Source organism: Enterobacter sp. 01-M-02-SI-ECC, from assembly GCF_047530595.1.
Taxonomy (GTDB): domain Bacteria; phylum Pseudomonadota; class Gammaproteobacteria; order Enterobacterales; family Enterobacteriaceae; genus Enterobacter; species Enterobacter cloacae_M.
In genome coordinates, this window is record NZ_JBLKCZ010000024.1 from 13,432 (window position 1) to 37,852 (window position 24,421).

The window sequence follows — 24,421 nt, forward strand, 5'->3', positions numbered from 1 at the left end:
CAATATTGCCGCAGATACTACCTCATCTGATGAATTGAGTCACAAAGAAAAAGGGCCGCACAGGCGGCCCTTTTCGGGTTATTTGTTCAGCTTAATAACCTGCTTCACGTCGATTTCAAACTCGTTCCAGTCTTTATCGACTTTACCCTGCAGTTCAACTTTATCCTGCGGAGTGACGGTCACGCCGTTCCAGCGCTTGTGGTCAATCTCAACTACGACCGTGCCGGACTCATCGCGGAAGGTGTAGCGGTCATCGGACAGGCGCTCGGTAATGTTCCCGCGCAGCTTCACCCAGGCATCGTCCTTCAGGTCTTTCACTTTTGCCGCGGTGGTGAGGTTGGCGTTGTTATCGACAAAACCGCCCTGCTGAGTTTGCGTCTGGGTCTGTGTGGCCGATGGGCCAGTAAAACCGCCCTGAGCAGCAAAGACCGGCGCGGTGGTCATCATCATGATGGCAGCAATTGCAGCGAATTTTTTCATCTTCATCTCTCCCTTTAATGTCGTTTCGCAATCCATTTAACAGGGTAATCCTTAACAACTTCTTAAGGGAAAAATTTATTTATTATTGCTGTACAGCAGGCGCTTACAGAGGGTTTACTGACGACATCAAGGAGGGAACATGCGCATTTTACTGGTAGAAGACGACAGGTTAATCGGCGACGGTATCAAGGCGGGGTTAAGCAAAATGGGCTTTAGCGTGGACTGGTTTACCGACGGTAAAACCGGCCAGGCCGCGCTCTCCTCTGCACCCTATGATGCCGTGGTGCTGGATCTGACGCTGCCGGAAATTGACGGTCTGGACATTCTGCGCGCGTGGCGCGAAAGCGGGCGCAGCGAGCCGGTATTAATTCTGACGGCGCGGGATGCGCTTAACCAGCGCGTCGAAGGGCTGCGTCTTGGGGCGGATGATTATCTCTGTAAGCCGTTCGCGCTGATCGAAGTGGGTGCCCGCCTCGAAGCGCTGGTCCGCCGCAGCCACGGACAGGCGCGTAGCGAACTGCGTCACGGGAAGGTCACGCTCGATCCGACCCGTCTCATCGCCACGCTGGACGGTGAGCCGCTGACGCTCAAGCCGAAAGAGTTCGCGCTGCTGGAGCTGTTAATGCGTAACGCCGGTCGGGTGCTGCCGCGAAAGCTGATCGAGGAAAAACTCTATACCTGGGACGACGACGTCTCCAGCAACGCCATCGAGGTTCACGTCCATCATTTGCGCCGCAAGCTTGGGAGCGAGTTTATCCGCACCGTGCACGGCATCGGCTACACCCTGGGTAACGCATGAAACTGACGCAACGCCTGAGCCTGAAGCTGCGCCTGACGCTTCTCTTCCTGCTGCTCTCTCTGACGGCCTGGTTTGCCGCCAGCCTGGTCGCCTGGCAGCAGACGACCCACAAGCTCGACAAGCTGTTCGATACCCAGCAGATGCTGTTTGCTAAACGGCTGCTGACGATGGATCTGGACGAGATCCGCGCCCCCGAACGCATACGCGAGATCCCGAAAAAAGTGAAGCACGGTCGTCTGGACGACGACGCGCTGGCTTTCGCCATTTACGCCGTCGACGGCAAAATGCTCCTCAACGACGGTGAAAACGGACGCGATATTCCGTACCACTATCGCCGCGACGGGTTCGATAACGGGCAGCTACAGGGCGACAACGACGAGTGGCGTTTTTTATGGCTGACCTCACCTGACGGAAAATACCGCGTGGTGGTCGGCCAGGAGTGGGAGTACCGCGAGGAGATGGCGCTGGACGTGGTCAGCTCGCAGCTGACCCCCTGGCTGGTGGCGCTGCCCGTGATGTTGCTGCTGCTGATCGTCCTCCTGAGTCGGGAGCTGAAGCCGCTGAAAAAGCTGGCGCAGACCCTGCGCTCCCGCTCGCCGGATGCCACCGATAAACTGACGACGGAGGGCCTTCCTACGGAAGTGCGCCCCCTGCTCGACGCGCTGAATCATCTCTTCGCGCGCACCCAGGAGATGATGACCCGCGAGCGCCGCTTTACGTCCGATGCCGCCCACGAGCTACGCAGCCCGCTGGCGGCCCTGAAGGTGCAAACTGACGTGGCGCAGCTGTATCAGGACGATCCCGAGGCGCAGTCCAAAGCCCTTTCGCAGCTACATGCAGGTATCGACCGCGCCTCCCGGCTGGTGGATCAACTCCTCACGCTGTCGCGCCTGGACTCGCTGGATAACCTTGACGATGTCGAACCGATTCCCCTGGCCGACTTGCTGCAGTCAGCCGTGCTGGATATCTGGCATCCGGCGCAGCAGGCGGGCATTGATCTTCGCCTGAACATCCATGCACCAGAGGTTACACGCACGGGCCAGCAGATCCTCATGAGCCTGCTGGTGCGCAACCTGCTGGATAACGCGATTCGCTACAGTCCGCGCGGCAGCGTGGTGGACGTGACGCTGGACGCGCGTGGCTTTACCGTGCGCGACAACGGCCCAGGCATTTCACCTGACGCGCTGGCGCGCGTCGGCGAGCGCTTTTATCGTCCGCCGGGTCAGGATGCCACGGGCAGCGGGCTGGGGTTATCCATTGTAAAACGCATCGCCACCCTGCACGGGATGCGCGTTTCGCTGAGCAATGCGCCTGAAGGCGGTTTTGAAGTGAAGGTCAGCTGGTAGGGATTATTGCGTTTAACGCAAAAGACTTTGCACATTTTGCTCATTTTACCGCACCGTCCTCGCGCGTAGAATACTGACCAAACTCTCATCATCGAGGACAAATAATGAGCAACATCCTGATTATCAACGGTGCAAAAGAATTTGCGCATTCTAAAGGCCAGCTGAATGACACCCTGACCGAGGTCGCGGACGGTTTCCTGCGCGACGCCGGGCATGATGTTAAGGTCGTGCGCGCGGACAGCAATTATGACGTGAAGGCCGAAGTGCAGAACTTCCTGTGGGCTGACGTGGTGATCTGGCAGATGCCAGGCTGGTGGATGGGCGCGCCGTGGACCGTAAAAAAATACATGGACGACGTGTTCACCGAAGGTCACGGTTCACTGTATGCCAGCGATGGCCGCACCCGCTCTGACGCCTCCAAAAAATACGGCTCGGGCGGCCTGATTCAGGGCAAAAAATATATGCTCTCGCTGACCTGGAACGCCCCGCTGGAAGCCTTCACCGATAAAGATCAGTTCTTCGAAGGCGTGGGCGTCGACGGCGCGTACCTGCCGTTCCACAAGGCTAACCAGTTCCTGGGCATGGATCCGCTGCCGACCTTTATCGTCAACGACGTGATTAAAATGTCTGACGTCCCGAGCTATATCGCAGAATATCGCAAGCATCTCGCGAAAATTTTTGCTTAACTGGTAGCCTGGAATTAAAGGAGTAGTAAACATGCTTACCGTAATCGCAGAAATCCGTACTCGTCCAGGTCAACATCACCGTCAGGCGGTGCTGGATCAGTTCGTGAAAATTATCCCGACCGTACTGAAAGAAGAAGGCTGCCACGGCTACGCGCCGATGGTGGATGCCGCCACTGACGCCAGCTTCCAGGCGACCGCGCCAGACTCAATCATCATGGTTGAGCAGTGGGAAACCGTCGCGCACCTTGAAGCGCACCTGCAGACCCCTCACATGAAAGCGTGGAGTGACGCGGTGAAGGGTGACGTGCTGGAAACCCACATCCGCATTCTGGAGCAAGGGGTTTAAGTTTCCCCTCACCCCGCCCTCTCCCACAGGGAGAGGGCGAACAGATCCAGGCCCGGTGAGCGTCAGCGCTACCGGGTTTTTTATCAGCTTAAAACTCAACTGCTATGCTTATTCTGACTTCATGATTAACAGGAGGATGGAATGGGTCTTTTTAACTTCGTGAAAGAAGCAGGCGAAAAGCTATGGGATAACCTGACCGATCATAAAGGCCAGAGTGACAAAATCATCGAGCATCTCAAAAAACTCAATATTCCCGGTTCAGATAAGGTTCAGGTTAACGTTACCGACGGCAAAGCCAGCGTGACGGGTGACGGGCTGACCCAGGAGCAGAAAGAAAAAATCCAGGTCGCCGTCGGGAACATCGCGGGCGTCAGCGAGGTGGAGAACAACATCACCGCGACCGATGCCAAAGATGAAGCCACCTACTATACGGTGAAATCCGGCGATACCCTGAGCGCTATCTCCAAAACCGTCTACGGCGATGCCAACAAGTACAATAAGATTTTTGAGGCTAACCGCCCGATGCTCTCCAGCCCGGATAAAATCTATCCTGGCCAGACGCTGCGTATTCCTAAGGCGTGATCCGCGAGCCGGGGAAATCAGCTGCTTTTCTTCCCCGGTTTTAACCCACGATGTAACTCGTTGATGCGCTTCATCGACTTGATGGTGCGCTGCGGCTCGGTGGAGGCCACGGATAAAATAATCATCTCCAGACACAGCAGCACCGTGCCGTGGAGCGGAATTTTGCCTTTTTCGCCGCCGCGCGGAACGTGAATCACCACGCTGGCCTCCTTGCTGAAGCGTGAGTCGAGGGCGTTGGTCAGCAGGATGGTTGGAATGCCCAGACGCTTCGCTTCACGCAGCGTGGTTTGCCCCTCCCGGTGCGCGGATTTCTGCGCCATCATCACCAGCACGTCGCCGCGCTGAAGCGCAATCAGCTGCTCGGCAAGCCCTATTCCGGTACGGTTAAGCGGCGTGGCGGGTAACCCCATTCGGCTGAACAGCCTGGTGGTGTACTCGGCCAGAATGCCGGAGGCGCCAATGCCAAATATGGCGACCTGCCTCGCCTGCGCCAGCAGAGAGACGGCCTGGGCCATCGCGTAGCGGTTGTGGGGCTCGGATAACACTTCGCAGGTGTGCTGATGCCCCTCCAGCACGAAATCAATGCTCGCGTTGACGTCGCTGGCGAGCGTATTCACCGTGGTGGACATCTTTTCGCTGGAGGTGACCACCGGACCAAACCACTGCTCCAGCGTTTGCTTGAGATCGCGCAGCCCGGCGAAACCCAGCGCCTGAATGGCGCGGACCACCGTGGCGTCTGAGGTTTTCAACAGCGTCGCGATCTCCATCGCGGTCTGTTCCATCACCGCTTCTCGGTTGTCATGAATATAGCGTGCAACCTGCAGCAGACGCGGCGTCAGCTGATGCGCGCGCGCGCGAAAGCGGTCGCCATAGACATCCACGCGCCCTTTCTCTTTGCGGATCACCGTGTCGCCTCCGGCTGCGGACGTCCGGCAATCTGCGACTGCACCTGCGCGGCCATCAGCCCTAACGAGGCGTACGAATTCGAGATGGCCTCTTCACGCGAGATCAGTACGTAATGCCCGGTTCGGCAGGCATTCAGGAACTGACACCAGCCCGGCATGACCGCATCCATCGCCGCCAGCTCGTCCTGCGGTTTTCCGCCCGTATCCCCGCGCCAGGTGGCGAAGACGAAATCGGCATCCAGCTCCGGCAGGCGCTCGGCGCTGACGTCGATGCGCCCTCCTTCCGGGATGCTCTCAATCAGCGGCGGGAAGGTGAACCCGGCGTCGCGCAGCACGCGGCCCAGCGAGTGGTAGCTGTGCATGGCGTTAATCTTTCCCTGATTCGCCTGAATCACGGACACGGTCACCTTGCGGGTATCAATAATCGCCTTCAGCGCCTTAATCTGCTCCTGATAGCGCCGCTCCAGAACCTTAAGCCGCGCCTGCGTTCCCGTCAGTTGAGCCAGCTTGCGGTAGATCTCCGGCGCGCCGCCGTCGAGATGATCGATGCTCACCGTCGGGGCAATTTTCGCCAGCTGTTCCACCGGGGTGTTGCGGGTCGGCTCGGTAACGATCAGGTCAGGCTTTGCGGCGGCGATGGCTTCAATGTCGATATCGGCCGTGCCGATAAATTTAATGTCGGAATTATCGAAGTCGACGCCGGTCAACATGCCGCTGGAGCGCAGAAAGTGGCTGCCGTCCGGCCGCGTGCGGCCATGGCTTGCCACCGGCGGCACGCCAAGCTCAATCAGCGGAATGGTGATATCCAGATCGTGTAAAGAGACAATCCGTTTCGGATGAACCGGCACCACCACTTTTCGGTTCAGATCGTCAGTAAACGTCTGCGTCGGCTCCGCCGCACCCACCGCGAACCCCACCAGCAACAGCATCGAAAACAGTACGCGCATCCTAGTCCCCTAAAATCTGTCCCGACGCTGCCAGAGCAGCAGCAGGAAAAACGGTCCGCCAATCAATGAAATCACAATTCCCGCCGGCAGCTGCAGCGGGAGGAATGCCAGACGTCCGACGTTATCCGCCAGCAGCACCAGCAGCGCGCCCAGCACGGCGCTTCCAGTCAGGAGCGCGGTTTGCCCACCGCGCAGCAGCAGGCGCGCCATATGCGGGGCAATAAGCCCCACGAAGCCTATACTGCCAACGCACGAGACGCAGGCCGCCGTCAGCACCACCGGGGCGAGAACCCGCAGCAGCGCCAGCCGGGTTATGCGAACGCCAAGGCCCGCTGCGGCCTGATTGCCGAGCAACGCCACGTCCGCAGCCCGTGCGGTAAAAAGCAGCAGCGCAAACGCGGGGGCAGCCCAGAGCGCGGCTAACCCCACCAGCGTCCAGTTTGCCGCATGCAGGCTTCCCGCCAGCCACAGCATCGCCGTCTGCACGTCCCGCACGTCGGCGGTGGTGATAAAGACGCCCATTGCGGCGGCAAACGCCCACGACACGCCGATGCCGATCAGGATGAACCGCGGGCGCGAGATATCGCGCGCCAGGGCGATAACCAGCAGCGCGGTAAGCAGTCCACCGGCCATGCCGACCAGAGGACGCCAGGCCAGGCCCAGCGCCGGGAACTGAAAAATCAGCAGCAGTACCGCCGCGCTACAGCCCTCCTTCACGCCGATAAGCCCGGGATCGGCCAGACCATTGCGGGTGATGGACTGCATTGCCGCCCCCGCCATGCCGAGCATCGCGCCGCACAGCACCGCCATCAGCAGGCGCGGCAGGCGGATATCCATCACGATGTAGCGCGTCTCCGCCGTCAGACTCTCAGGAGAAAACAGCGCGCGCCCGATGGCGGAGGTGGGAACAGGAAGAGATCCGTGCGTCAGGCCAAAGCCCAGCAGGCTTAACGCCACCAGCGCCAAAAGCGTCAGGCACGCCAGCGCCCGCGGGCGAACCAGCGCCGATACACGGCCAATACGGATCGCGCGGAATCCGGCCCGGTTCATTTGAACATCCTCGACGCCATAAAGATGAATACGGGTGCGCCGACCAGGGCCGTCATGATGCCGGTTGCCAGCTCCCAGGGCGTAAACAGCGAGCGGGCGGCGATATCCGCCAGCAGCAGAACCAGCGCGCCGCACAGGGCTGACAGCGGCACCATCACGCGTAAATCGACCGACACCAGACGGCGAATGAGCTGCGGCACGACCAGGCCGATAAAGCCAATCGGCCCGGCAATTGAGACGGCCGCGCCGCAGAGCAGCGCGATGGCCAGCAGGGCGAGCAGGCGGGTTTTCAGCAGCGACACGCCAAGCCCCTGCGCCATTCGGTCTCCCAGCGCAAGCATGTTGAGCGAGGGCGACAGACCGATGGCGAGAACAAAACCGGCTGCTGCGGCCCAAAGGGCGCTCCGGAGCGTCTGCACGTTGATCCCGGCCAGGTCCCCTGCCAGCCAGGTGCGCATGGCGAGCAGCGTCTGTTCATCGAGAATTAACACCGCGGCGGTAATCGACGAGGCAAACGCCGACATCGCCACGCCGCACAGCGTGACCTTCATCGGCGTAAGCCCGGTGCGACCGGACGAGGAGAACATCAGCACCAGTAAAAACAGCGCGGCGGCACCGGCGGCGGCAACGAGCGGGCGACCAAACGGCAGCGACAGCCCAAGCGCGCTGGTAATCACTACCGCCAGCGCGGCCCCGGCGTTGAGCCCCAGAATATGCGGCTCGCCGAGCGGGTTGCGGATCACGGACTGCAGCAGCACGCCCGCCACGCCGAGCGCGGCGCCCGTCACCATCGCGGCGCAGAGGCGCAGCAGTCTTAATTTGATAATGACGTTATGGTCGAAATTGCGCGGATCGAAATGGAAGAATGCCTCCACCACCGTCTGCGGGGCGATGAAGCGTGCGCCGATGCCCAGGTGCATAATCGCGCCCAGCACTAGCAGCAGTGCGAAGATCGGAAAGGCCAGAGAGGAGCGCATCATGGCTGAACGGTGCTCTGGCGAAACGGCATAAAGAACGGCTTGCCGGTCAACGGATTTATGGACATATGCACGTCGACATCAAACACCGCTTTGATCAGCTCCGGCGTGCAGGCATCGCCCTCATGCAATACGCCTTCAACTTTCCCCTGGCGTAAAAAGACCAGCGAATCGCCGTAGTTCACGGCGAAGTTGAGATCGTGCAGCACCACCACGACGGTACGTCCGTGCTGGCGGGTCAGGGTGTGCAGCAGTTCCAGGATCTCCACCTGATAGCGAAGATCGAGAAACGTCGTGGGCTCGTCAAGCAGGATATACGGCGTTTGCTGCGCCAGCGCCATGGCGATCCAGCAGCGCTGACGCTGGCCGCCGGATAAGCTTTCCACCGGCATATGGGCAAACTCCGCCGTTCCGGTCAGACGCAGGGCCTCTTCCACCGCCAGCTCGTCCTCGTCGCTCCACTGGCGCATAAAGTTTTGCCAGGGAAAACGCCCGCGCGAGACCAGCTCAAAGACGGTTAACCCTTCCGGCAGCAGCGGAGACTGCGGCAGGATACCCAGCTCGCGGGCGACGGCTTTGGTCGGCTGCTCGTGGATCGCCTTGCCGTCGAGAACTGCCGCGCCGCCAAGCGGCTGAAGCAAACGCGCAATGGTGCTCAGCAGCGTGGATTTTCCGCAGCCGTTCGCCCCTACCAGCACCGTCATTTTCTGCTGTGGGATCGAAAGGGAGATATCATCAACGATGATTTTTTTCTGATAGCCCGCAGAGAGGTTCTCCAGAACCAGTCCCGGTTTTTTTGTGTTGTGAGCCACGTGAATGCCAACGTAATAAAAAAGCGCAACAAATATAAATAAAAATCATTCTCTTTTGAAAGTTTGACGCTGCGCCATGTAGTAGTCAAGAGAAGAAACACCCTAATAAAACCAGGGGTAAGTCTAAGGGTGAATGAACAAGAAAGGACTTTCAAAAGCATTTAATTCAATAAGTTAATAATTATCCCGCTGCGCTTATACGCCCGGATAAACGTTGTAGCCGATTTTTGCTTTTTTCCATTTACTACTACATTCGCGCATGATTGAATGATTCTCAATTACATGTCCGATGCCCGCCGTGGCTAACGGACAGACCGTAAAGGGCAATGACTCACACATTTTTCCGCGAAACGTCATTCGCGGGATATTTCGGGATAACAGATGTAATGGCTACGTTCACACCTTCACTCTCTGGGGTAAAAGGGCGCGCGCTCTTTTCACTGCTGTTCATGGCGCCGCTGGTGCAGGCAGCAGATAACACCGCGACTAAAGACGGCGAAACGCTTACCGTCACCGCCGATCCAAATACGACGGCGGAGGCCACGAATGGCTATCAGCCGTTGAATACCTCCACCGCGACGTTAACCAACATGCCGATGCTGGACATCCCGCAGGTGGTCAATACCGTCAGCGACAAAGTGCTGGAGGATCAGCATGCCACCACGCTGGATGAAGCGCTCTATAACGTCAGCAACGTGGTGCAGACCAACACCCTGGGCGGTACGCAGGATGCCTTCGTGCGCCGCGGATTTGGCGCGAACCGCGACGGCTCGATCATGACCAACGGCCTGCGCACCGTGCTGCCGCGCAGCTTTAATGCCGCAACCGAGCGCGTGGAGGTGCTGAAAGGCCCGGCCTCGACCCTATACGGTATTCTCGACCCCGGCGGCCTGATCAACGTCGTCACCAAACGCCCGGAGAAGACCTTCGGCGGCTCACTTTCCGCTACCTCGTCCAGCTTTGGCGGCGGCACCGGACAGGTTGATGTTACCGGCCCGATTGACGGCACGCGTCTGGCGTATCGCCTGACGGGCGAATATCAGGACGAGGATTACTGGCGTAATTTCGGCAACGAACGCAGCACCTTTATCGCCCCGTCGCTGACCTGGTTCGGCGACGATGCCACTGTGACCGTGCTCTATTCGCATCGCGACTATAAAACGCCGTTCGATCGCGGAACGATCTTCGATCTCAACACTAAAAAAGCCGTCGACGTCGATCGTAAAACCCGCTTCGACGAACCGTTTAACGTGACCGACGGCCAGTCCGATCTCGCTCAGCTCAACGCGGAGTATCGCCTCAACAGCCAGTGGACCGCGAAGTTCGACTACAGCTACAGCCAGGATAAATACAGCGATAACCAGGCCCGCGTGATGGCCTACGATTCAAAAACCGGCAACCTGACCCGCCGCGTGGATGCGACCCAGGGCTCGACCCAGCGTATGCACACGACGCGCGCGGATCTACAGGGAAACGTGGACATCGCGGGCTTTTACAATGAGATCCTGACCGGCGTGTCGTATGAGAATTACGATCTGCTGCGTACGGACATGATCCGCTGTAAGAACGTTAAGGATTTCAATATTTACAACCCGAGCTACGGCAGCCTCGGCAAGTGCACCACCGTCTCGGCATCCGACAGCGATCAAACCATCAAGCAGGAGAGCTACTCCGCCTACGCGCAGGACGCGCTGTACCTGACCGATAAGTGGATCGTCGTCGCCGGAATGCGCTATCAGTATTACACCCAGTATGCGGGGAAAGGCCGTCCGTTTAACGTGAACACCGACAGCCGCGACGACCAGTGGACGCCGAAGCTGGGTCTTGTTTATAAGCTCACCCCAGCGGTCTCGCTGTTTGCCAACTATTCCCAGACGTTTATGCCGCAGTCGTCCATTGCGAGCTACATCGGCGACCTGCCGCCGGAAACGTCTAACGCGTATGAAATCGGCGCTAAGTTTGACCTGTTCGACGGCATTACTGCCAATATCGCGCTGTTTGATATCCACAAGCGCAACGTGCTTTACACCGAAAGCATTGGTGATGAAACCGTCGCCAAAACCGCGGGCCGCGTGCGCTCCCAGGGCGTGGAGGTGGATCTTGCCGGCTCGCTGACCGAGAACACCAACATTATCGCCAGCTACGGCTATACCGACGCGAAGGTGCTGGAAGACCCGGACTATGCGGGCAAACCGCTGCCAAACGTGCCGCGCCATACCGGCTCCCTGTTCCTGACCTACGATATTCACAATGCGTTTGCCGGGAATACCCTGACGCTGGGCGGCGGCGGGCACGGCGTAAGCCGTCGTTCCGCAACCAACGGCGCGGATTATTATCTGCCGGGCTATTTCGTGGCGGATGCGTTTGCGGCGTACAAAATGAAGCTACAGTATCCGGTGACGCTGCAGGTGAACGTGAAAAATCTGTTTGATAAGACCTACTACACGTCGTCCATTGCGACCAACAACCTGGGCAACCAGATTGGCGATCCACGCGAAGTGCAGTTTACGGTGAAGATGGAGTTTTGACGTAAAAAAGCCCGGTGGCGCTAACGCTTACCAGGCCTACGATCCATTCCCTCTCCCTGTGGGAGAGGGTTAGGGTGAGGGCATCAGGCCTCAATATCCGCCATATCGCCTTTCTCCTGCAGCCAGTTGCGTCGGTCTTCCGAACGTTTCTTGGCAAGGAGCATATCCATCATGGCGTTGGTTTGCTGTTCGTCTTCGTCGCTGATCGTCAGCTGCACCAGACGGCGCGTGTTCGGATCCAGCGTCGTTTCGCGTAGCTGCATCGGGTTCATCTCGCCCAGCCCTTTAAATCGCTGCACGTTCGGTTTGCCCTTCTTGCGCTTCAGCTGTTCCAGCACGCCCGCTTTCTCTTCTTCCGTCAGCGCGTAGTAAACCTCTTTGCCAAGGTCGATACGGTACAGCGGCGGCAGCGCCACGTGGACGTGACCGTTTTTCACCAGCGTTTTGAAATGCTTCACGAAGAGCGCGCACAGCAGCGTGGCGATGTGCAGACCATCGGAGTCCGCATCCGCGAGGATACAGATCTTGCCGTAGCGCAGCTGGCTCAGATCGTCGCTGTCCGGATCGATACCGATCGCTACCGAGATATCGTGCACTTCCTGCGAGGCCAGCACTTCATCAGAAGAGACCTCCCATGTATTCAGGATCTTACCCTTGAGCGGCATGATCGCCTGATATTCACGATCGCGCGCCTGCTTGGCCGATCCGCCCGCCGAGTCCCCTTCCACGAGGAAAAGCTCGGTACGGTTGAGATCCTGCGCGGTACAGTCCGCAAGCTTGCCCGGCAGCGCAGGGCCGCTGGTCAGCTTTTTACGCACCACTTTCTTCGCGGCACGCAGACGACGCTGGGCGCTGGAAATCGCCATTTCGGCCAGCATCTCTGCCGCCTGCACGTTCTGGTTCAGCCACAGGGTAAACGCATCTTTCACCACGCCGGAGACGAATGCCGCGCACTGACGTGACGACAGGCGCTCTTTGGTCTGGCCGGCAAACTGCGGATCCTGCATCTTCACGGAGAGCACGTAGGCGCAGCGATCCCAGATATCTTCCGCCGACAGCTTCACGCCGCGTGGCAGAATATTGCGGTATTCGCAGAACTCACGCATCGCGTCCAGCAGCCCCTGACGCAGGCCGTTGACGTGCGTACCGCCGAGCATGGTCGGGATCAGGTTAACGTAGCTTTCCGTCAGCAGCTCGCCGCCTTCCGGCAGCCACAGCAGCGCCCAGTCCACGGCTTCGGTATCGCCGCTAAAGTTACCGACAAACGGTTTTTCCGGCAGCGTTGGCAGGCCGTTTACCGCTTCGCACAGGTAGTCGTTTAGACCGTCGGCGTAGCACCAGGTTTGTGCGGTATTGTTAACATGATCGGTAAAGGTGATTTCCACGCCCGGACACAGCACCGCTTTGGCTTTCAGCAGGTGCGTCAGGCGAGAAACGGAAAAGCGCGGGCTGTCGAAGAAGCTTTCGTCAGGCCAGAAGTGGACGCTGGTGCCGGTATTGCGTTTGCCGCACGTGCCGACAACCTGCAGATCCTGCACCTTATCGCCATTTTCAAACGCGATGTTATAGACCTGACCGTCGCGACGAACGTTCACTTCCACGCGTTTGGACAAGGCGTTCACGACGGAAATGCCCACGCCGTGCAAACCACCGGAGAACTGGTAGTTCTTGTTGGAGAACTTACCGCCCGCGTGCAGACGACAGAGGATCAGCTCAACGGCAGGCACGCCCTCTTCCGGGTGGATATCCACCGGCATGCCGCGCCCGTCGTCGATGACTTCCAGCGACTGATCGGCGTGCAGGATAACGTCGACGCGTTTGGCATGGCCCGCCAGCGCTTCGTCCACACTGTTATCAATAACTTCCTGGCCCAGATGGTTTGGGCGCGTCGTATCGGTGTACATCCCCGGGCGGCGGCGAACCGGCTCAAGCCCGGTGAGGACCTCAATGGCATCAGCGTTATAGGTTTGCGTCATGATTTAAACTAGCAATTCGCATTGATTGTCAGTGGCTGTGCAGTCCAAGAAAATCGACAATCTGGGTGAAATGATTCTCAAAGCCCGTGAAAGCATGGTTTCCGCCCTCTTCTATAGTCTGGCGGCAGGAGGCGTAATACGCCACTGCCTGGCGGTAATCCAGCACTTCATCACCCGTCTGTTGCAGCAGCCAGATGAGATCCGGCGCCTCAAGCGGGTCGACCTGCATAACTTTGAGATCGTAAATATGGCGTGACTCTAGCACATATTGCTGGCCGGTGTAGGGGTTCTCGTTTTCGCCAAGAAAGTCCCTCAGCAGCTCAAATGGCCGAACCGCCGGATTAACCACAACGGCGGGCAGCATGAAGCATTGTGAGAGCCAGGTAGCGTAGTACCCGCCCAGGGATGAACCGACCACACCGAAGGTTTCGCCGCCGTGCGCAAGCACAATAGATTCCAGCATCTCAGCGGCCTCTGCCGGGTAAGGCGGCAGCTGCGGGATAATCATCTCAACGTCGGGGTGATGCTCGCTCAGCCACTGGCGAAACTGTGTCGCTTTTGCGGAGCGCGGCGAGCTGTTGAATCCGTGCAGATAAAGGAGCGTAGACATCAATAGCCTTCTGAAGCGGTATCCGGGCGGAATTTTGCACCGGTCAAACGGCAGACTTCCGTGGTCAGCGAGCCGTCGGCATGCAGTTCCAGCCAGCGCCAGCCTGGCGCGATGGTATCCAGCGTAAAGTTGGCGCAGTGCGGCTTAAACTGAACGCAGGTCGATGGCGTCGCCAGCATGCGGCGTCCGTTCCAGTCGAGATCCTGTTCCTGGTGAATATGCCCACACAGCAGATTTTTCACCCGCGGGAACTTGGCCAGCACGCGATCCAGCGCTGCGGAGTTGCGCAGGCTGTGCTGATCGAGCCAGCTGCAGCCCGCCGGCAGAGGATGATGATGCAGCAACAGCAGCGTGTGGCGTTCAGGTTCAGCAGCCAGTTTGGTCTCAAGCCAGTCGAGCTGAAACTCGCTTAACTCACCGTGCGGGACGCCAAACACCTGGCTGTCCAGCAGCAGGATCTGCCACTGTTCACCCGCAAAAACACATTTCGCCGGCGAAATGCCCGCATCCTGAAGAGAACTGTACATAGCGGGCTGGAAGTCATGGTTTCCTGGCAGCCAGACGCAAGGCACGCTAAAGCTCGCGATGCCTTCAGCAAAATGCTGGTAGGCCGCGGAGGACTGATCCTGCGCCAGATCGCCCGTTGCGACAATCAGATCGCATGCACGGTTTTCAGCGTGAATGGCGCTAAGCACCGCCTGATAACTCTCCCAGGTGTTAACCCCCAGTAGCGTCTCATGCTTTTCGGCAAAAAGGTGGGTATCGGTGATTTGTAATATCCTGACTGGCGCCCCACCAGCAACAGTCAGGTTCAACAGGCTTTCCAAATGGTGTCCTTAGGTAGGTTTATGACGCTAACAAACCGGAATCGCCATTGCTCCATGTGCTAAACAATATCTTAGCCAGTCGGCTAAAAACTGGTTAATTTGATGCTTTTCGTCGCGTTGATGCAACTTTTTATTCGGGTAATCATACCGCGCCTTGAAGCGAAAGATCTGCTGGCTTGAACACACTTCAGCGACCATCGCGTCGTGATAGAGGCGCACCGTCATCGACGGCAGGCTCCAGTAGCTAATGCTGGGTGCCGTTTGCTCAATCTCCACCAGCGTAGTGTAGCGCGTTGATTCTGTTATCGTTAACCGATACTGCGCGTTGCTCACCTGATAGCTTACCGTTTCGCCGGGTGCGTCGTTTCGCGGCAGCAGGCGGCGCAGCTGTGCGAAATTGGTTTCGCACAGGCGCATCATTTCTGGGAAGTCAGGCGTATAGCGCTTCATTTTTTCCACTCGTTTCGTAATGTCTGATAATGCAGCTGTAGCCATTGCAGGGCGATGACAGACGCTGCGTTGTCGATTTTCCCCTCTTCTACCCACTGATAAGCCTGTTCCCGGCTCACCACATGAACCCGAATATCTTCGTTTTCATCTGCCAGACCGTGGATCCCTTCCGCCGTCGTGGCGTCCACTTCGCCCACCATAATGGACAAGCGCTCGCTGGTACCGCCCGGGCTCGCCAGATAGCTCAGCACCGGCCTGGTGCGACCCACCACCAGTCCGGCCTCTTCCAGCGCCTCGCGCCGGGCGACGTCTTCAACCGTTTCGCCTTCTTCGATCATCCCGGCCACCATCTCCAGCAGCCACGGGCTCTCACTGACGTCATAAGCGGCGATGCGGATCTGCTCCACCAGCACAACTTCGTCACGCACTGGGTCAAAGGGTAGCAAGACTGCTGCATGCCCGCGCTCAAAAATTTCGCGTCTGATTTCGCCGCTCATTTCCCCGTTAAACAGGCGATGCCTGAAACGGTAAAGATCCATTGAAAAAAAACCGCTATAAAGCGTTTCTCGTGCAATAATTTCTACATCGTTTTTGGCGAATGTCACGGGCAACTTTTCTGGTTTTTGCATGAGTCGAGTCCTGGTAGCAATGGTGATGAAATTGTGAATTTCAAGGCTGTTTGGCTGCCGTTTGTAAGGCTATATGGTAGATTGGTGCAAATTACCGCCAGATGGCACGTTACGCCAACCTTTTGGTATGGAAGATTCTGTTAGAATCGGCAATTATTTTTTAATTAGATCAGCGCTAATACTGCTTCACAACAAGGAATGCAAATGAAGAAATTGCTCCCCATCCTTATCGGCCTGAGCCTGACGGGCTTCAGTGCAATGAGCCAGGCGGAAAACCTGTTACAGGTCTACCAGCAGGCACGTCTGGGCAACCCTGATTTACGTAAATCAGCGGCCGATCGTGATGCTGCGTTTGAAAAGATTAACGAAGCGCGTAGCCCCTTGCTGCCACAGTTAGGTTTAGGTGCAGATTATACCTACAGCAACGGTTTCCGCGACGCTAACGGCGTAAACTCCAATGCTACCAGCGCCTCACTGCAATTGACACAGACGCTGTTTGATATGTCCAAATGGCGCGCCCTGACCCTGCAGGAAAAGAGTGCGGGTATTCAGGATGTGACCTATCAGACCGACCAGCAGACGCTGATCCTGAACACTGCCACGGCGTACTTCAACGTGCTGAGCGCGATTGACGCACTCTCCTACACCGAAGCGCAGAAACAGGCGATTTACCGCCAGTTAGATCAAACCACCCAGCGTTTCAACGTGGGCCTGGTGGCGATCACCGACGTGCAGAACGCCCGTTCACAGTACGATACCGTGCTGGCTAACGAAGTGACCGCGCGTAACAACCTCGACAACGCGCTGGAATCCCTGCGTCAGGTCACCGGGAATTACTATCCTGAGCTGGCGTCGCTGAACGTGGACAGCTTCAAAACGGATAAACCGCAGGCCGTTAACGCCCTGCTGAAAGAGGCGGAAAACCGCAACCTGAGTTTGCTGCAGGCGCGTCTGAGCCAGGACCTGGCCCGCGAGCAAATTCGTCAGGCGCAGGACGGCCATCTGCCAACCCTGAGCCTGAGCGCGTCTACCGGTGTCTCTGATACGACCTACAGTGGCTCTAAAACCAATACGTCCCAGTATGACGACAGCAATATGGGTCAGAACAAAGTAGGTCTGAGCTTCTCCCTGCCGCTGTACCAGGGCGGCCAGGTCAACTCTCAGGTGAAACAGGCGCAGTACAACTTTGTTGGCGCGAGCGAGCAGCTGGAAAGCGCCCACCGCAACGTGGTGCAGACCGTACGTTCCTCCTTTAACAACGTGAACGCCTCGATCAGCAGCATCAACGCCTATGAACAGGCCGTTGTGTCTGCACAGAGCTCCCTGGATGCGATGGAAGCGGGCTACTCGGTCGGTACACGTACTATCGTGGACGTGCTCGACGCGACCACCACGCTGTACAACGCGAAACAGCAGCTCTCAAGCGCGCGTTACCAGTACCTGATTAACCAGCTGAACATCAAACAGGCTTTGGGTACGCTGAACGAGCAAGATCTGCAGATGCTGAACAGCGCGCTGGGCAAACCGGTCTCCACCTCTCCGGACAGCGTTGCACCGGAGAATCCGGAGCAGGTTGCCGCGGTTGATAACTTCAACGCTAACAGCAACACCCCTGCGGCACAGCCGGCCGCTGCGCGTACCACTACATCCGCCAGCAAAGGCAATAATCCGTTCCGTAACTAAGAGTGTCATCAGGTCCACTGCGGCCTGATGCCCTCTCCCCGCCCTCTCCCACAGGGAGAGGGCGCATCTGAATCACATCCGAACGTAAGCCAACGTAAAGATCCCCCTGATTCCGCCCCTCTTCGCTTCATTTTCAACCACTCATCCTCTATCCTGAGCGTTATTACCACTGGGTCCTGGAAGACAAAGATGAAACGGACAAAATCTATAAATCACGCTTCGTTCCGTAAGAGCTGGAACGCGCGTCACCTCACCCCTGTTGCGCTGGCGGTCACGGCTGTCTTTATGCTGGCAGGCTGTGAGAAAAATGACGAAACGGTTTCGCTGTATCAAAACGCGGACGACTGCTCTGCCGCCACTGGTAAAGCGGCCGAATGTAAAACGGCCTACACCAGCGCGCTGAAAGAAGCGGAACGTACCGCGCCGAAATATGCCTCACGCGAAGACTGCGTGGCGGAGTTTGGTGAAGGTCAGTGCCAGCAGGCACCGGCTCAGGCCGGCACCGCACCTGAAAATCAGGCTCAGGCGCAGTCCAGCGGCAGCTTCTGGATGCCGCTGATGGCAGGCTACATGATGGGTCGCCTGATGGGTGGCGGTGCGGGCTACCAGCAGCAGCCGCTGTTTAGCTCGAAAAACCCGGCCAGCCCGGCTTACGGTCAATATACCGATGCCAGCGGCAAAGGCTACGGCGCAGCGACCCCTGGCCGCACCGTGACCGTACCGAAAACGGCGATGGCGCCGAAGCCTGCGACGACCAGCACCATCACCCGCGGCGGGTTTGGTGAATCTGTGGCGAAGCAGACCAGCATGCAGCGCAGTGCGACAGGCACCTCCTCTACTCGCTCAATGGGCGGCTAATCATGGAACGAGTCAGTATCACCGAGCGCCCGGACTGGCGCGAAAAAGCCACCGAGTACGGTTTTAACTTCCACACCATGTACGGCGAGCCGTACTGGTGTGAAGACGCCTATTACAAGCTCACGCTGGCTCAGGTGGAAAAACTGGAAGAGGTGACGGCCGAGCTGCACCAGATGTGCCTGAAGGTCGTGGAAAAGGTCATCGACAGCGACGAGCTGATGGCAAAGTTCCGCATTCCGAAGCACACCTGGGGCTTTGTGCGCCAGTCGTGGAAAACGAATCAACCTTCGCTTTACTCTCGCCTGGATCTGGCGTGGGACGGCAAAGGCGAGCCTAAGCTGCTGGAAAACAACGCCGATACGCCAACCTCTCTGTATGAAGCGGCGTTCTTCCAGTGGATCTGGCTGGAAGACCAGGCCAATGCCGGAAACCTGCCGGAAGGCAGCGACCAGTTTAACAGCCTGCAGGAAAAGCTGATTGAGCGTTTTGCCGAGCTGCGCGAACAGCATGGCTTTAACCTGCTCCATCTCGCCTGCTGCCGCGACACGGAAGAAGACCGTGGCACGGTTCAGTATCTGCAGGACTGCGCCGCCGAAGCGGAAGTGGCGACCGAGTTTCTCTATATCGAGGATATCGGCCTGGGTGAAAAGGGTCAGTTTACGGATATGCAGGACCAGGTGATCAGCAACCTGTTCAAGCTATACCCGTGGGAATACATGCTGCGCGAGATGTTTTCCACCAAGCTGGAAGATGCTGGCGTGCGCTGGCTAGAGCCGGCCTGGAAGAGCATCATCTCTAACAAAGCCCTGCTGCCGATGCTCTGGGAGATGTTCCCGAACCACCCGAACCTGCTGCCAGCCTATTTTGCGGAAGATAATTACCCGCAAATGGAGAAATACGTCGTTAAGCCGATCTTCTCCCGCGAAGGCGCAAACGTCTCGATTATCGAAAACGGCAAGACGCTGGAAGCGGTTGAAGGGCCATACGGCGAAGAAGGGATGATCGTCCAGGAGTTCTGGCAACTGCCGAAATTTGGCGACAGCTATACCCTGATTGGCAGCTGGCTCATCAACGATCAACCGGCCGGGATTGGCATTCGCGAAGATCGCGCGCTGATCACGCAGGATCTGTCACGCTTTTATCCGCACATTTTTGTCGAATAGGCCGCAGCCTGATGCCCTCACCCCGCCCCTCTCCCACAGGGAGAGGGTGCAAACACTAAAAACGGCAACCTGAGGTTGCCGTTTTGCTTTTATTATCCCACCTGCACCGACAGCATACTCAAACTCCCCATCTCGATACCGTCGACCGGGATCGTCACCGGTTCCTGACCATCCCACGCGCCAAGAACGTACAGCAGCGGCAGGAAGTGTTCCGGCGTCGGGTTAGAGAGCGAACCGCCTTCGTGATCCAGATAGTTCACCAGCGGATGCTCCTCAGCCGGGCCTTGCCAGGTCAGGTTCGCTTTGACGTAGTCGTTAAAAGAGGTTGCCCACGGGTACGGCGTGTTCTCACCGTGCCAGCGTGCGGTACGCAGGTTATGCACCACGTTGCCGCTCGCCACCAGCATGATGCCTTCATCACGCAGGGTTGCCAGCTTACGCCCCATCTCCAGATGCCAGGCCGCCGGTTTAGTACTGTCGATGCTCAACTGCACCATCGGGATATCCGCGTCAGGATACATTTTAATCAGCACGCCCCAGGAGCCATGGTCAAAGCCCCAGGCTTCTTTATCCAGCGTCACAGGGACAGGCGCCAGCAACTCTACCAGCTTTTGCGCCAGCGCAGGCGAGCCGGGGGCCGGATAATGCGTGTCGTACAGCGCCTGTGGGAAGCCGCCAAAATCATGAATGGTTTTTGGCGCTTCCATGGCGGTCACGCCTGTCCCACGGGTAAACCAGTGCGCAGACACCACCACGATCGCTTTCGGACGCGGCAACGTCTCGCCCAGATGACGCCAGGCGCGGGTATAGACGTTGTCTTCCAGAACGTTCATTGGGCTACCGTGGCCTAAAAACAGGGCTGGCATACGGGAAGAAGTCATGGTGATATCCTTACAGAAGGTGTCAATTTAATGGTGCTACATTACGCGCAATCCGGCAAAGATGAACGCAGATAAGCGTGAAGATCATCATCAGGAAATTTGAATGTAAGGAATGTGTAAAGCCGGGTTTTCACCCTCGCTTTGCCAGAAATGAATCATTTATATTAATGAGAATGATTATCATAAGGAGCAATGCATGTCAGTCCCCTTGATCCTGACCATACTGGCGGGCGCCGCGACCTTCATCGGTGCGATCCTCGGCGTGCTCGGCCAAAAGCCCTCTAACCGCGTACTGGCCTTTTCACTGGGCTTTGCTGCCGGGATCATGCTGCTCATCTCCCTGATGGAGATGCTGCCTGCCGCGCTGGGCACAGAAGGCATGTCTCCGCTGCTGGGCTACGGCATGTTTGTCTTTGGCCTGCTGGGATACTTTGCCCTCGATCGGATGCTACCACACGCGCATCCGCAGGATTTAATGCAGAAAAACGTGACGCCCATGCCGCGCAATATCAAGCGTACCGCCGTGCTGTTAACGCTTGGCATCAGCCTGCACAACTTCCCGGAAGGGGTCGCTACCTACGTGACGGCCAGCAGTAATCTGGAGATGGGCTTTGGCATCGCGCTGGCGGTCGCCTTACACAATATTCCTGAAGGACTGGCCGTCGCCGGACCCGTGTATGCCGCAACGGGATCGAAACGCACTGCGGTGTTCTGGGCGGGCATTTCCGGGATGGCCGAAATCCTCGGTGGCGTACTGGCCTGGCTGATCCTTGGTAGCCTGGTCTCTCCGGTAGTAATGGCGGCGATTATGGCCGCAGTAGCCGGGATCATGGTTGCGCTTTCGGTGGATGAACTGATGCCGCTGGCGAAGGAGATCGATCCTAACAACAACCCCAGCTATGGCGTGCTGTGCGGAATGTCGGTGATGGGGTTAAGTCTGGTTCTGCTGCAGAGCGCAGGAATCGGGTAAAAAAACGCCGGGACTTCCCGGCGTTTTTATTATCAGCTGGCTTTGCGCTCGTGCGCCTGGCGATACTCAACCAGATCTTCAATCGTGACCACCGGCATGTTGTGCAGGCGGGCAAAGGTGATGCACTCCGGCGCGCGCGCCATGGTGCCGTCATCGTTGGTCAGTTCGCACAGCACGCCAGCAGGTTTGAAGCCAGCCAGCGTCACCAGGTCGATCGTCGCTTCGGTGTGACCACCGCGGGTCAACACGCCGCCCGCCTGCGCGCGCAGCGGGAAGACGTGGCCTGGACGATGCAGATCGGATGGCTTCGCATCATCAGCAATGGCGGCACGTACGGTGGTCAGACGGTCAGCCGCAGACACACCGGTGGTCACGCCATGCGCCGCTTCAATGGTCACGGTAAAACCGGTACCAAAGGCGCTGGTGTTGTTTTCGACCATCATCGGCAGCTCGAGCTGCTTACGACGATCTTCAGTAATACACAGGCATACGATGCCGCTGCCGTGACGGATGGTCAGCGCCATCTGTTCAACGGTCATGTTTTCGGCGGCGAAAATCATGTCGCCTTCGTTTTCACGGTTTTCATCGTCAAGCACCATCACACCGCGGCCTTCGCGCAGTGCATCCAGTGCATGTTCAACACGTTGAGTTGAAGTGCCAAAAGAGGAAAGTAGCGTCTGATTCATGGTAAAAAAACCTCATTAACATTATGGTTACCAGAATCAGGGCAGTCTTAGGAGCGCCGTATAAGCGGCAAAAAGATAACGTGAGCGGGCCCATGCCCGACTTGATCGTTACTCTCTCCCATCCGGACTCTAACCGTCGGCCCCGGAATTACACCGGATCTGCTGACCTTTGAGTTTTCACCCAAAGCGCTCGCGGGCTTTCAGCGTCACGCTGATTTACCGCCGGTGGGGAATTTCGCCCCGCCCTGAGAATAAGCGAGATAACTATAACGCTATTGATTATCCTGGGCAATGCATAAGCATCAAACAATTTTGTTTACCCCGGGCATGACGCGCTACAATGGACACTAACACTTTTCCATCAAGGGAAACGCCAATGATTGACCCGAAAAAAATTGAGCAGATCGCGCGTCAGGTTCATGAATCTATGCCAAAAGGCATTCGTGAATTTGGTGATGACGTAGAAAAGAAAATCCGCCAGACGCTGCAGGCGCAGTTGGTTCGCCTTGATTTAGTCAGCCGCGAAGAGTTTGACGTGCAGACCCAGGTTCTGCTGCGCACCCGCGAGAAGCTGGCGCTGCTGGAACAGCGTCTGACCGAGCTGGAAAACCGCAATGCGCCGGAAGAAGTGAAGCCGGCACCGGCTATTCCACCGGTGGACGACCAGGAGTAAGTGCTGGTTGTATCGCCCGGTGGCGCTTCGCTTACCGGGCATACATATACGCGTAGGTCGGGTAAGGCGCAGCCGCCACCCGGCATAAAAAAACGGGCCAGCTGGCCCGTTTTTTTACTGACTGTCCTTCTGGATCTTCTTGATGATGTTGGTGGTTGAGCACCCGTCCTCAAAGTTGAGCACCATCACCTCGCCGCCGTTCGCCCAGACCTCTTCGCTACCCGCGATTTGCTCCGGCTTGTAATCCCCACCTTTTACCAGCAGGTCCGGCAGAATGCCGGCAATCAGGCGCTGCGGGGTATCTTCTTCAAACGACACCACCCAGTCCACGGCTTCCAGCGCGCCGAGTACAATCATGCGCTGCTCGAGCGGGTTCACCGGACGCGTTTCGCCCTTCAGGCGTTTCGTCGATGCATCGCTGTTAACCGCCACAATCAGGCGATCGCCCAGCTTGCGCGCGTTCGCCAGATACGAAACGTGACCCGCGTGCAGAATGTCGAACACGCCGTTGGTCATCACCACTTTTTCACCACGCTTGCGCGCGGCGGCGACGGCCACCTTCAGCTCGTCTTCGGTCATGACGCCAAAACCGGTATCCGCACGACCGCGCACCGCGTTTTCCAGCTCGATTGGCGAAACGGTTGAGGTACCGAGTTTACCGACAACAACGCCCGCCGCGGCGTTAGCGAAGTAGCACGCCTCTTCCAGCGAGTTTCCTGCTGCCAGCGTCGCCGCCAGCACGCCGATCACCGTATCACCGGCACCGGTCACGTCGTACACCTCCTGCGCCTGGGTTGGCATATGCAGCGGCGCTTTGCCCGGCTGCAGCAGCGTCATCCCCTGCTCGGAGCGGGTGACCAGCAGCGCGGACAGCTCAAAGTCAGCAATGATCTTCATGCCGCGCTCAACCAGCTCTTCCTCGGTTTTGCACTTGCCCGCCACAGCTTCAAACTCGGAGAGGTTTGGCGTCAGCAGCGTCGCGCCGCGATAGCGCTCAAAGTCGGTCCCTTTCGGGTCGATCAGCACCGGCACGCTGGCTTTACGCGCCAGCTGAATCATCGTTTGCACGCTCGCCAGCGCGCCTTTAGCGTAGTCGGACAGCACCAGCGCGCCGATATTGCCCAGCGCCTGGTTGATACGCTCGTGCAGCGGCTCGGGATCAACGCCTTCGAATCCTTCTTCAAAGTCGAGGCGGATCAGCTGCTGGTTGCGCGACAGCACGCGCAGCTTGGTGATGGTCGGGTGGGTCGGAACAGAGACGAAGTCGCACTTCACGTTCACGTCCGCCAGCGACTTGCTCAGCGCGCGCGCCGCATCGTCGATGCCGGTCAGGCCCACCAGACGCGACTGCGCGCCCAGAGAGGCAATGTTCATCGCCACGTTTGCCGCGCCGCCGGGACGCTCTTCAATGGTGTCGACCTTAACCACCGGTACCGGTGCTTCCGGAGAGATGCGGCTGGTAGGCCCATACCAGTAGCGATCCAGCATCACATCCCCAACAACCATTACCCCAGCACGTTCAAACTCTGGCAGTGTTACTTTCATTCCTGACTCCAG

At 57.9% G+C, this 24,421-nt stretch carries 25 protein-coding genes and 1 riboswitch; of the genes, 11 read left to right on the top strand and 14 right to left on the bottom strand.

Features of this window, described 5'->3' with window-relative positions:
• Window positions 1-78: 78 nt before the first annotated feature.
• Window positions 79-480, bottom strand: a complete 402-nt coding sequence (locus tag ACMWLG_RS21445; protein WP_023309189.1) for a YgiW/YdeI family stress tolerance OB fold protein — start codon at window positions 478-480, stop codon at window positions 79-81.
• Window positions 481-619: 139 nt separating this feature from the next.
• Here ACMWLG_RS21445 and qseB point away from each other — a divergent pair, with 139 nt between their 5' ends.
• The 5 genes from qseB (at window position 620) to lysM (ending at window position 4,239) form a co-directional block, all read left to right on the top strand.
• Window positions 620-1,279: a quorum sensing response regulator transcription factor QseB gene (gene qseB / locus ACMWLG_RS21450; protein WP_045356056.1), complete on the top strand. Its 660-nt coding sequence runs from the start codon at window positions 620-622 to the stop codon at window positions 1,277-1,279.
• A complete protein-coding gene (gene qseC / locus ACMWLG_RS21455; protein WP_045404009.1) occupies window positions 1,276-2,625 on the top strand; it encodes a quorum sensing histidine kinase QseC in 1,350 nt (449 codons plus the stop codon). Before qseB ends, qseC begins: the two co-directional genes overlap by 4 nt.
• Window positions 2,626-2,729: 104 nt before the next feature.
• The gene (locus ACMWLG_RS21460; protein ID WP_045404011.1) at window positions 2,730-3,311 is read left to right on the top strand and encodes an NAD(P)H-dependent oxidoreductase; all 582 of its coding nucleotides are present in this window, start codon (window positions 2,730-2,732) and stop codon (window positions 3,309-3,311) included.
• A 31-nt stretch (window positions 3,312-3,342) separates the two neighbouring features.
• Window positions 3,343-3,657 (top strand): putative quinol monooxygenase, encoded by a 315-nt coding sequence (locus ACMWLG_RS21465; protein ID WP_023309193.1) that lies wholly within the window; start codon window positions 3,343-3,345, stop codon window positions 3,655-3,657.
• 141 nt (window positions 3,658-3,798) lie between these two features.
• Window positions 3,799-4,239, top strand: coding sequence for a peptidoglycan-binding protein LysM (gene lysM / locus ACMWLG_RS21470; RefSeq protein WP_045404013.1), 441 nt, complete (start codon window positions 3,799-3,801; stop codon window positions 4,237-4,239).
• A 17-nt stretch (window positions 4,240-4,256) separates the two neighbouring features.
• On the opposite strand, the gene ACMWLG_RS21475 is transcribed toward lysM, so the two are convergent.
• From ACMWLG_RS21475 to ACMWLG_RS21495, 5 genes are read right to left on the bottom strand one after another with little or no spacing between them, the layout of a single operon-like run.
• On the bottom strand, window positions 4,257-5,144 hold the full coding sequence (locus ACMWLG_RS21475; protein WP_045404016.1) for a MurR/RpiR family transcriptional regulator: 888 nt from the start codon (window positions 5,142-5,144) through the stop codon (window positions 4,257-4,259).
• Window positions 5,141-6,091, bottom strand: coding sequence for an iron-siderophore ABC transporter substrate-binding protein (locus ACMWLG_RS21480; protein WP_045404018.1), 951 nt, complete (start codon window positions 6,089-6,091; stop codon window positions 5,141-5,143). Before ACMWLG_RS21480 ends, ACMWLG_RS21475 begins: the two co-directional genes overlap by 4 nt.
• 9 nt (window positions 6,092-6,100) lie before the next feature.
• A complete protein-coding gene (locus ACMWLG_RS21485; RefSeq protein ID WP_045404020.1) occupies window positions 6,101-7,141 on the bottom strand; it encodes a FecCD family ABC transporter permease in 1,041 nt (346 codons plus the stop codon).
• Window positions 7,138-8,121 carry a FecCD family ABC transporter permease gene (locus ACMWLG_RS21490; RefSeq protein ID WP_045404022.1) on the bottom strand — a complete coding sequence of 328 codons (984 nt, stop codon included), beginning with the start codon at window positions 8,119-8,121 and terminating at the stop codon, window positions 7,138-7,140. The genes ACMWLG_RS21485 and ACMWLG_RS21490 overlap by 4 nt, the downstream gene beginning before the upstream one ends.
• Complete coding sequence (locus ACMWLG_RS21495) at window positions 8,118-8,930, bottom strand: ABC transporter ATP-binding protein (protein WP_045404024.1); 813 nt, start codon at window positions 8,928-8,930, stop codon at window positions 8,118-8,120. The genes ACMWLG_RS21490 and ACMWLG_RS21495 overlap by 4 nt, the downstream gene beginning before the upstream one ends.
• Before the next feature lie 386 nt (window positions 8,931-9,316).
• On the opposite strand from ACMWLG_RS21495, the gene ACMWLG_RS21500 reads away from it, so the two are divergent.
• Window positions 9,317-11,458: a TonB-dependent siderophore receptor gene (locus ACMWLG_RS21500; RefSeq protein ID WP_045404026.1), complete on the top strand. Its 2,142-nt coding sequence runs from the start codon at window positions 9,317-9,319 to the stop codon at window positions 11,456-11,458.
• A gap of 83 nt (window positions 11,459-11,541) precedes the next feature.
• Here the strand turns inward: ACMWLG_RS21500 and parE are convergent, their stop codons facing one another.
• The 5 genes from parE to nudF are packed head-to-tail and all read right to left on the bottom strand — an operon-like array spanning window position 11,542 to window position 15,950.
• Window positions 11,542-13,434, bottom strand: a complete 1,893-nt coding sequence (gene parE, locus ACMWLG_RS21505; RefSeq protein WP_029740698.1) for a DNA topoisomerase IV subunit B — start codon at window positions 13,432-13,434, stop codon at window positions 11,542-11,544.
• Between the two features lie 28 nt (window positions 13,435-13,462).
• Window positions 13,463-14,044: an esterase YqiA gene (gene yqiA, locus ACMWLG_RS21510; RefSeq protein WP_008502976.1), complete on the bottom strand. Its 582-nt coding sequence runs from the start codon at window positions 14,042-14,044 to the stop codon at window positions 13,463-13,465.
• On the bottom strand, window positions 14,044-14,871 hold the full coding sequence (gene cpdA, locus ACMWLG_RS21515; RefSeq protein ID WP_023309202.1) for a 3',5'-cyclic-AMP phosphodiesterase: 828 nt from the start codon (window positions 14,869-14,871) through the stop codon (window positions 14,044-14,046). The genes yqiA and cpdA overlap by 1 nt, the downstream gene beginning before the upstream one ends.
• A gap of 27 nt (window positions 14,872-14,898) precedes the next feature.
• Window positions 14,899-15,321: a DUF1249 family protein gene (locus tag ACMWLG_RS21520; protein ID WP_003862516.1), complete on the bottom strand. Its 423-nt coding sequence runs from the start codon at window positions 15,319-15,321 to the stop codon at window positions 14,899-14,901.
• Complete coding sequence (gene nudF / locus ACMWLG_RS21525) at window positions 15,318-15,950, bottom strand: ADP-ribose diphosphatase (RefSeq protein ID WP_045404031.1); 633 nt, start codon at window positions 15,948-15,950, stop codon at window positions 15,318-15,320. Before nudF ends, ACMWLG_RS21520 begins: the two co-directional genes overlap by 4 nt.
• Window positions 15,951-16,154: 204 nt before the next feature.
• On the opposite strand from nudF, the gene tolC reads away from it, so the two are divergent.
• The 3 genes from tolC to ACMWLG_RS21540 all read left to right on the top strand — a co-directional run bounded on the left by tolC (window position 16,155) and on the right by ACMWLG_RS21540 (window position 19,654).
• Window positions 16,155-17,633, top strand: coding sequence for an outer membrane channel protein TolC (tolC, locus tag ACMWLG_RS21530; RefSeq protein ID WP_045620525.1), 1,479 nt, complete (start codon window positions 16,155-16,157; stop codon window positions 17,631-17,633).
• 189 nt (window positions 17,634-17,822) lie between these two features.
• Window positions 17,823-18,491, top strand: coding sequence for a DUF1190 family protein (locus tag ACMWLG_RS21535; RefSeq protein WP_023309204.1), 669 nt, complete (start codon window positions 17,823-17,825; stop codon window positions 18,489-18,491).
• Window positions 18,492-18,493: 2 nt separating this feature from the next.
• Window positions 18,494-19,654, top strand: coding sequence for a glutathionylspermidine synthase family protein (locus ACMWLG_RS21540; protein ID WP_045404033.1), 1,161 nt, complete (start codon window positions 18,494-18,496; stop codon window positions 19,652-19,654).
• Between the two features lie 92 nt (window positions 19,655-19,746).
• Here the strand turns inward: ACMWLG_RS21540 and ygiD are convergent, their stop codons facing one another.
• Complete coding sequence (gene ygiD, locus ACMWLG_RS21545; RefSeq protein WP_023309206.1) at window positions 19,747-20,535, bottom strand: 4,5-DOPA dioxygenase extradiol; 789 nt, start codon at window positions 20,533-20,535, stop codon at window positions 19,747-19,749.
• Window positions 20,536-20,731: 196 nt separating this feature from the next.
• Between ygiD and zupT the strand changes: the two genes are divergently transcribed.
• Window positions 20,732-21,505: a zinc transporter ZupT gene (gene zupT, locus ACMWLG_RS21550; RefSeq protein ID WP_045404035.1), complete on the top strand. Its 774-nt coding sequence runs from the start codon at window positions 20,732-20,734 to the stop codon at window positions 21,503-21,505.
• Window positions 21,506-21,537: 32 nt separating this feature from the next.
• Here the strand turns inward: zupT and ribB are convergent, their stop codons facing one another.
• The gene (gene ribB, locus ACMWLG_RS21555; protein ID WP_028017147.1) at window positions 21,538-22,191 is read right to left on the bottom strand and encodes a 3,4-dihydroxy-2-butanone-4-phosphate synthase; all 654 of its coding nucleotides are present in this window, start codon (window positions 22,189-22,191) and stop codon (window positions 21,538-21,540) included.
• Window positions 22,192-22,297: 106 nt separating this feature from the next.
• A riboswitch (FMN riboswitch) is annotated at window positions 22,298-22,448 on the bottom strand.
• Between the two features lie 119 nt (window positions 22,449-22,567).
• Between ribB and ubiK the strand changes: the two genes are divergently transcribed.
• Window positions 22,568-22,864, top strand: coding sequence for a ubiquinone biosynthesis accessory factor UbiK (gene ubiK, locus ACMWLG_RS21560; protein WP_014071796.1), 297 nt, complete (start codon window positions 22,568-22,570; stop codon window positions 22,862-22,864).
• Between the two features lie 114 nt (window positions 22,865-22,978).
• Here ubiK and hldE read toward each other — a convergent pair whose 3' ends face one another.
• On the bottom strand, window positions 22,979-24,409 hold the full coding sequence (hldE, locus tag ACMWLG_RS21565) for a bifunctional D-glycero-beta-D-manno-heptose-7-phosphate kinase/D-glycero-beta-D-manno-heptose 1-phosphate adenylyltransferase HldE (protein WP_045404039.1): 1,431 nt from the start codon (window positions 24,407-24,409) through the stop codon (window positions 22,979-22,981).
• Between the last annotated feature and the right edge of the window lie 12 nt (window positions 24,410-24,421).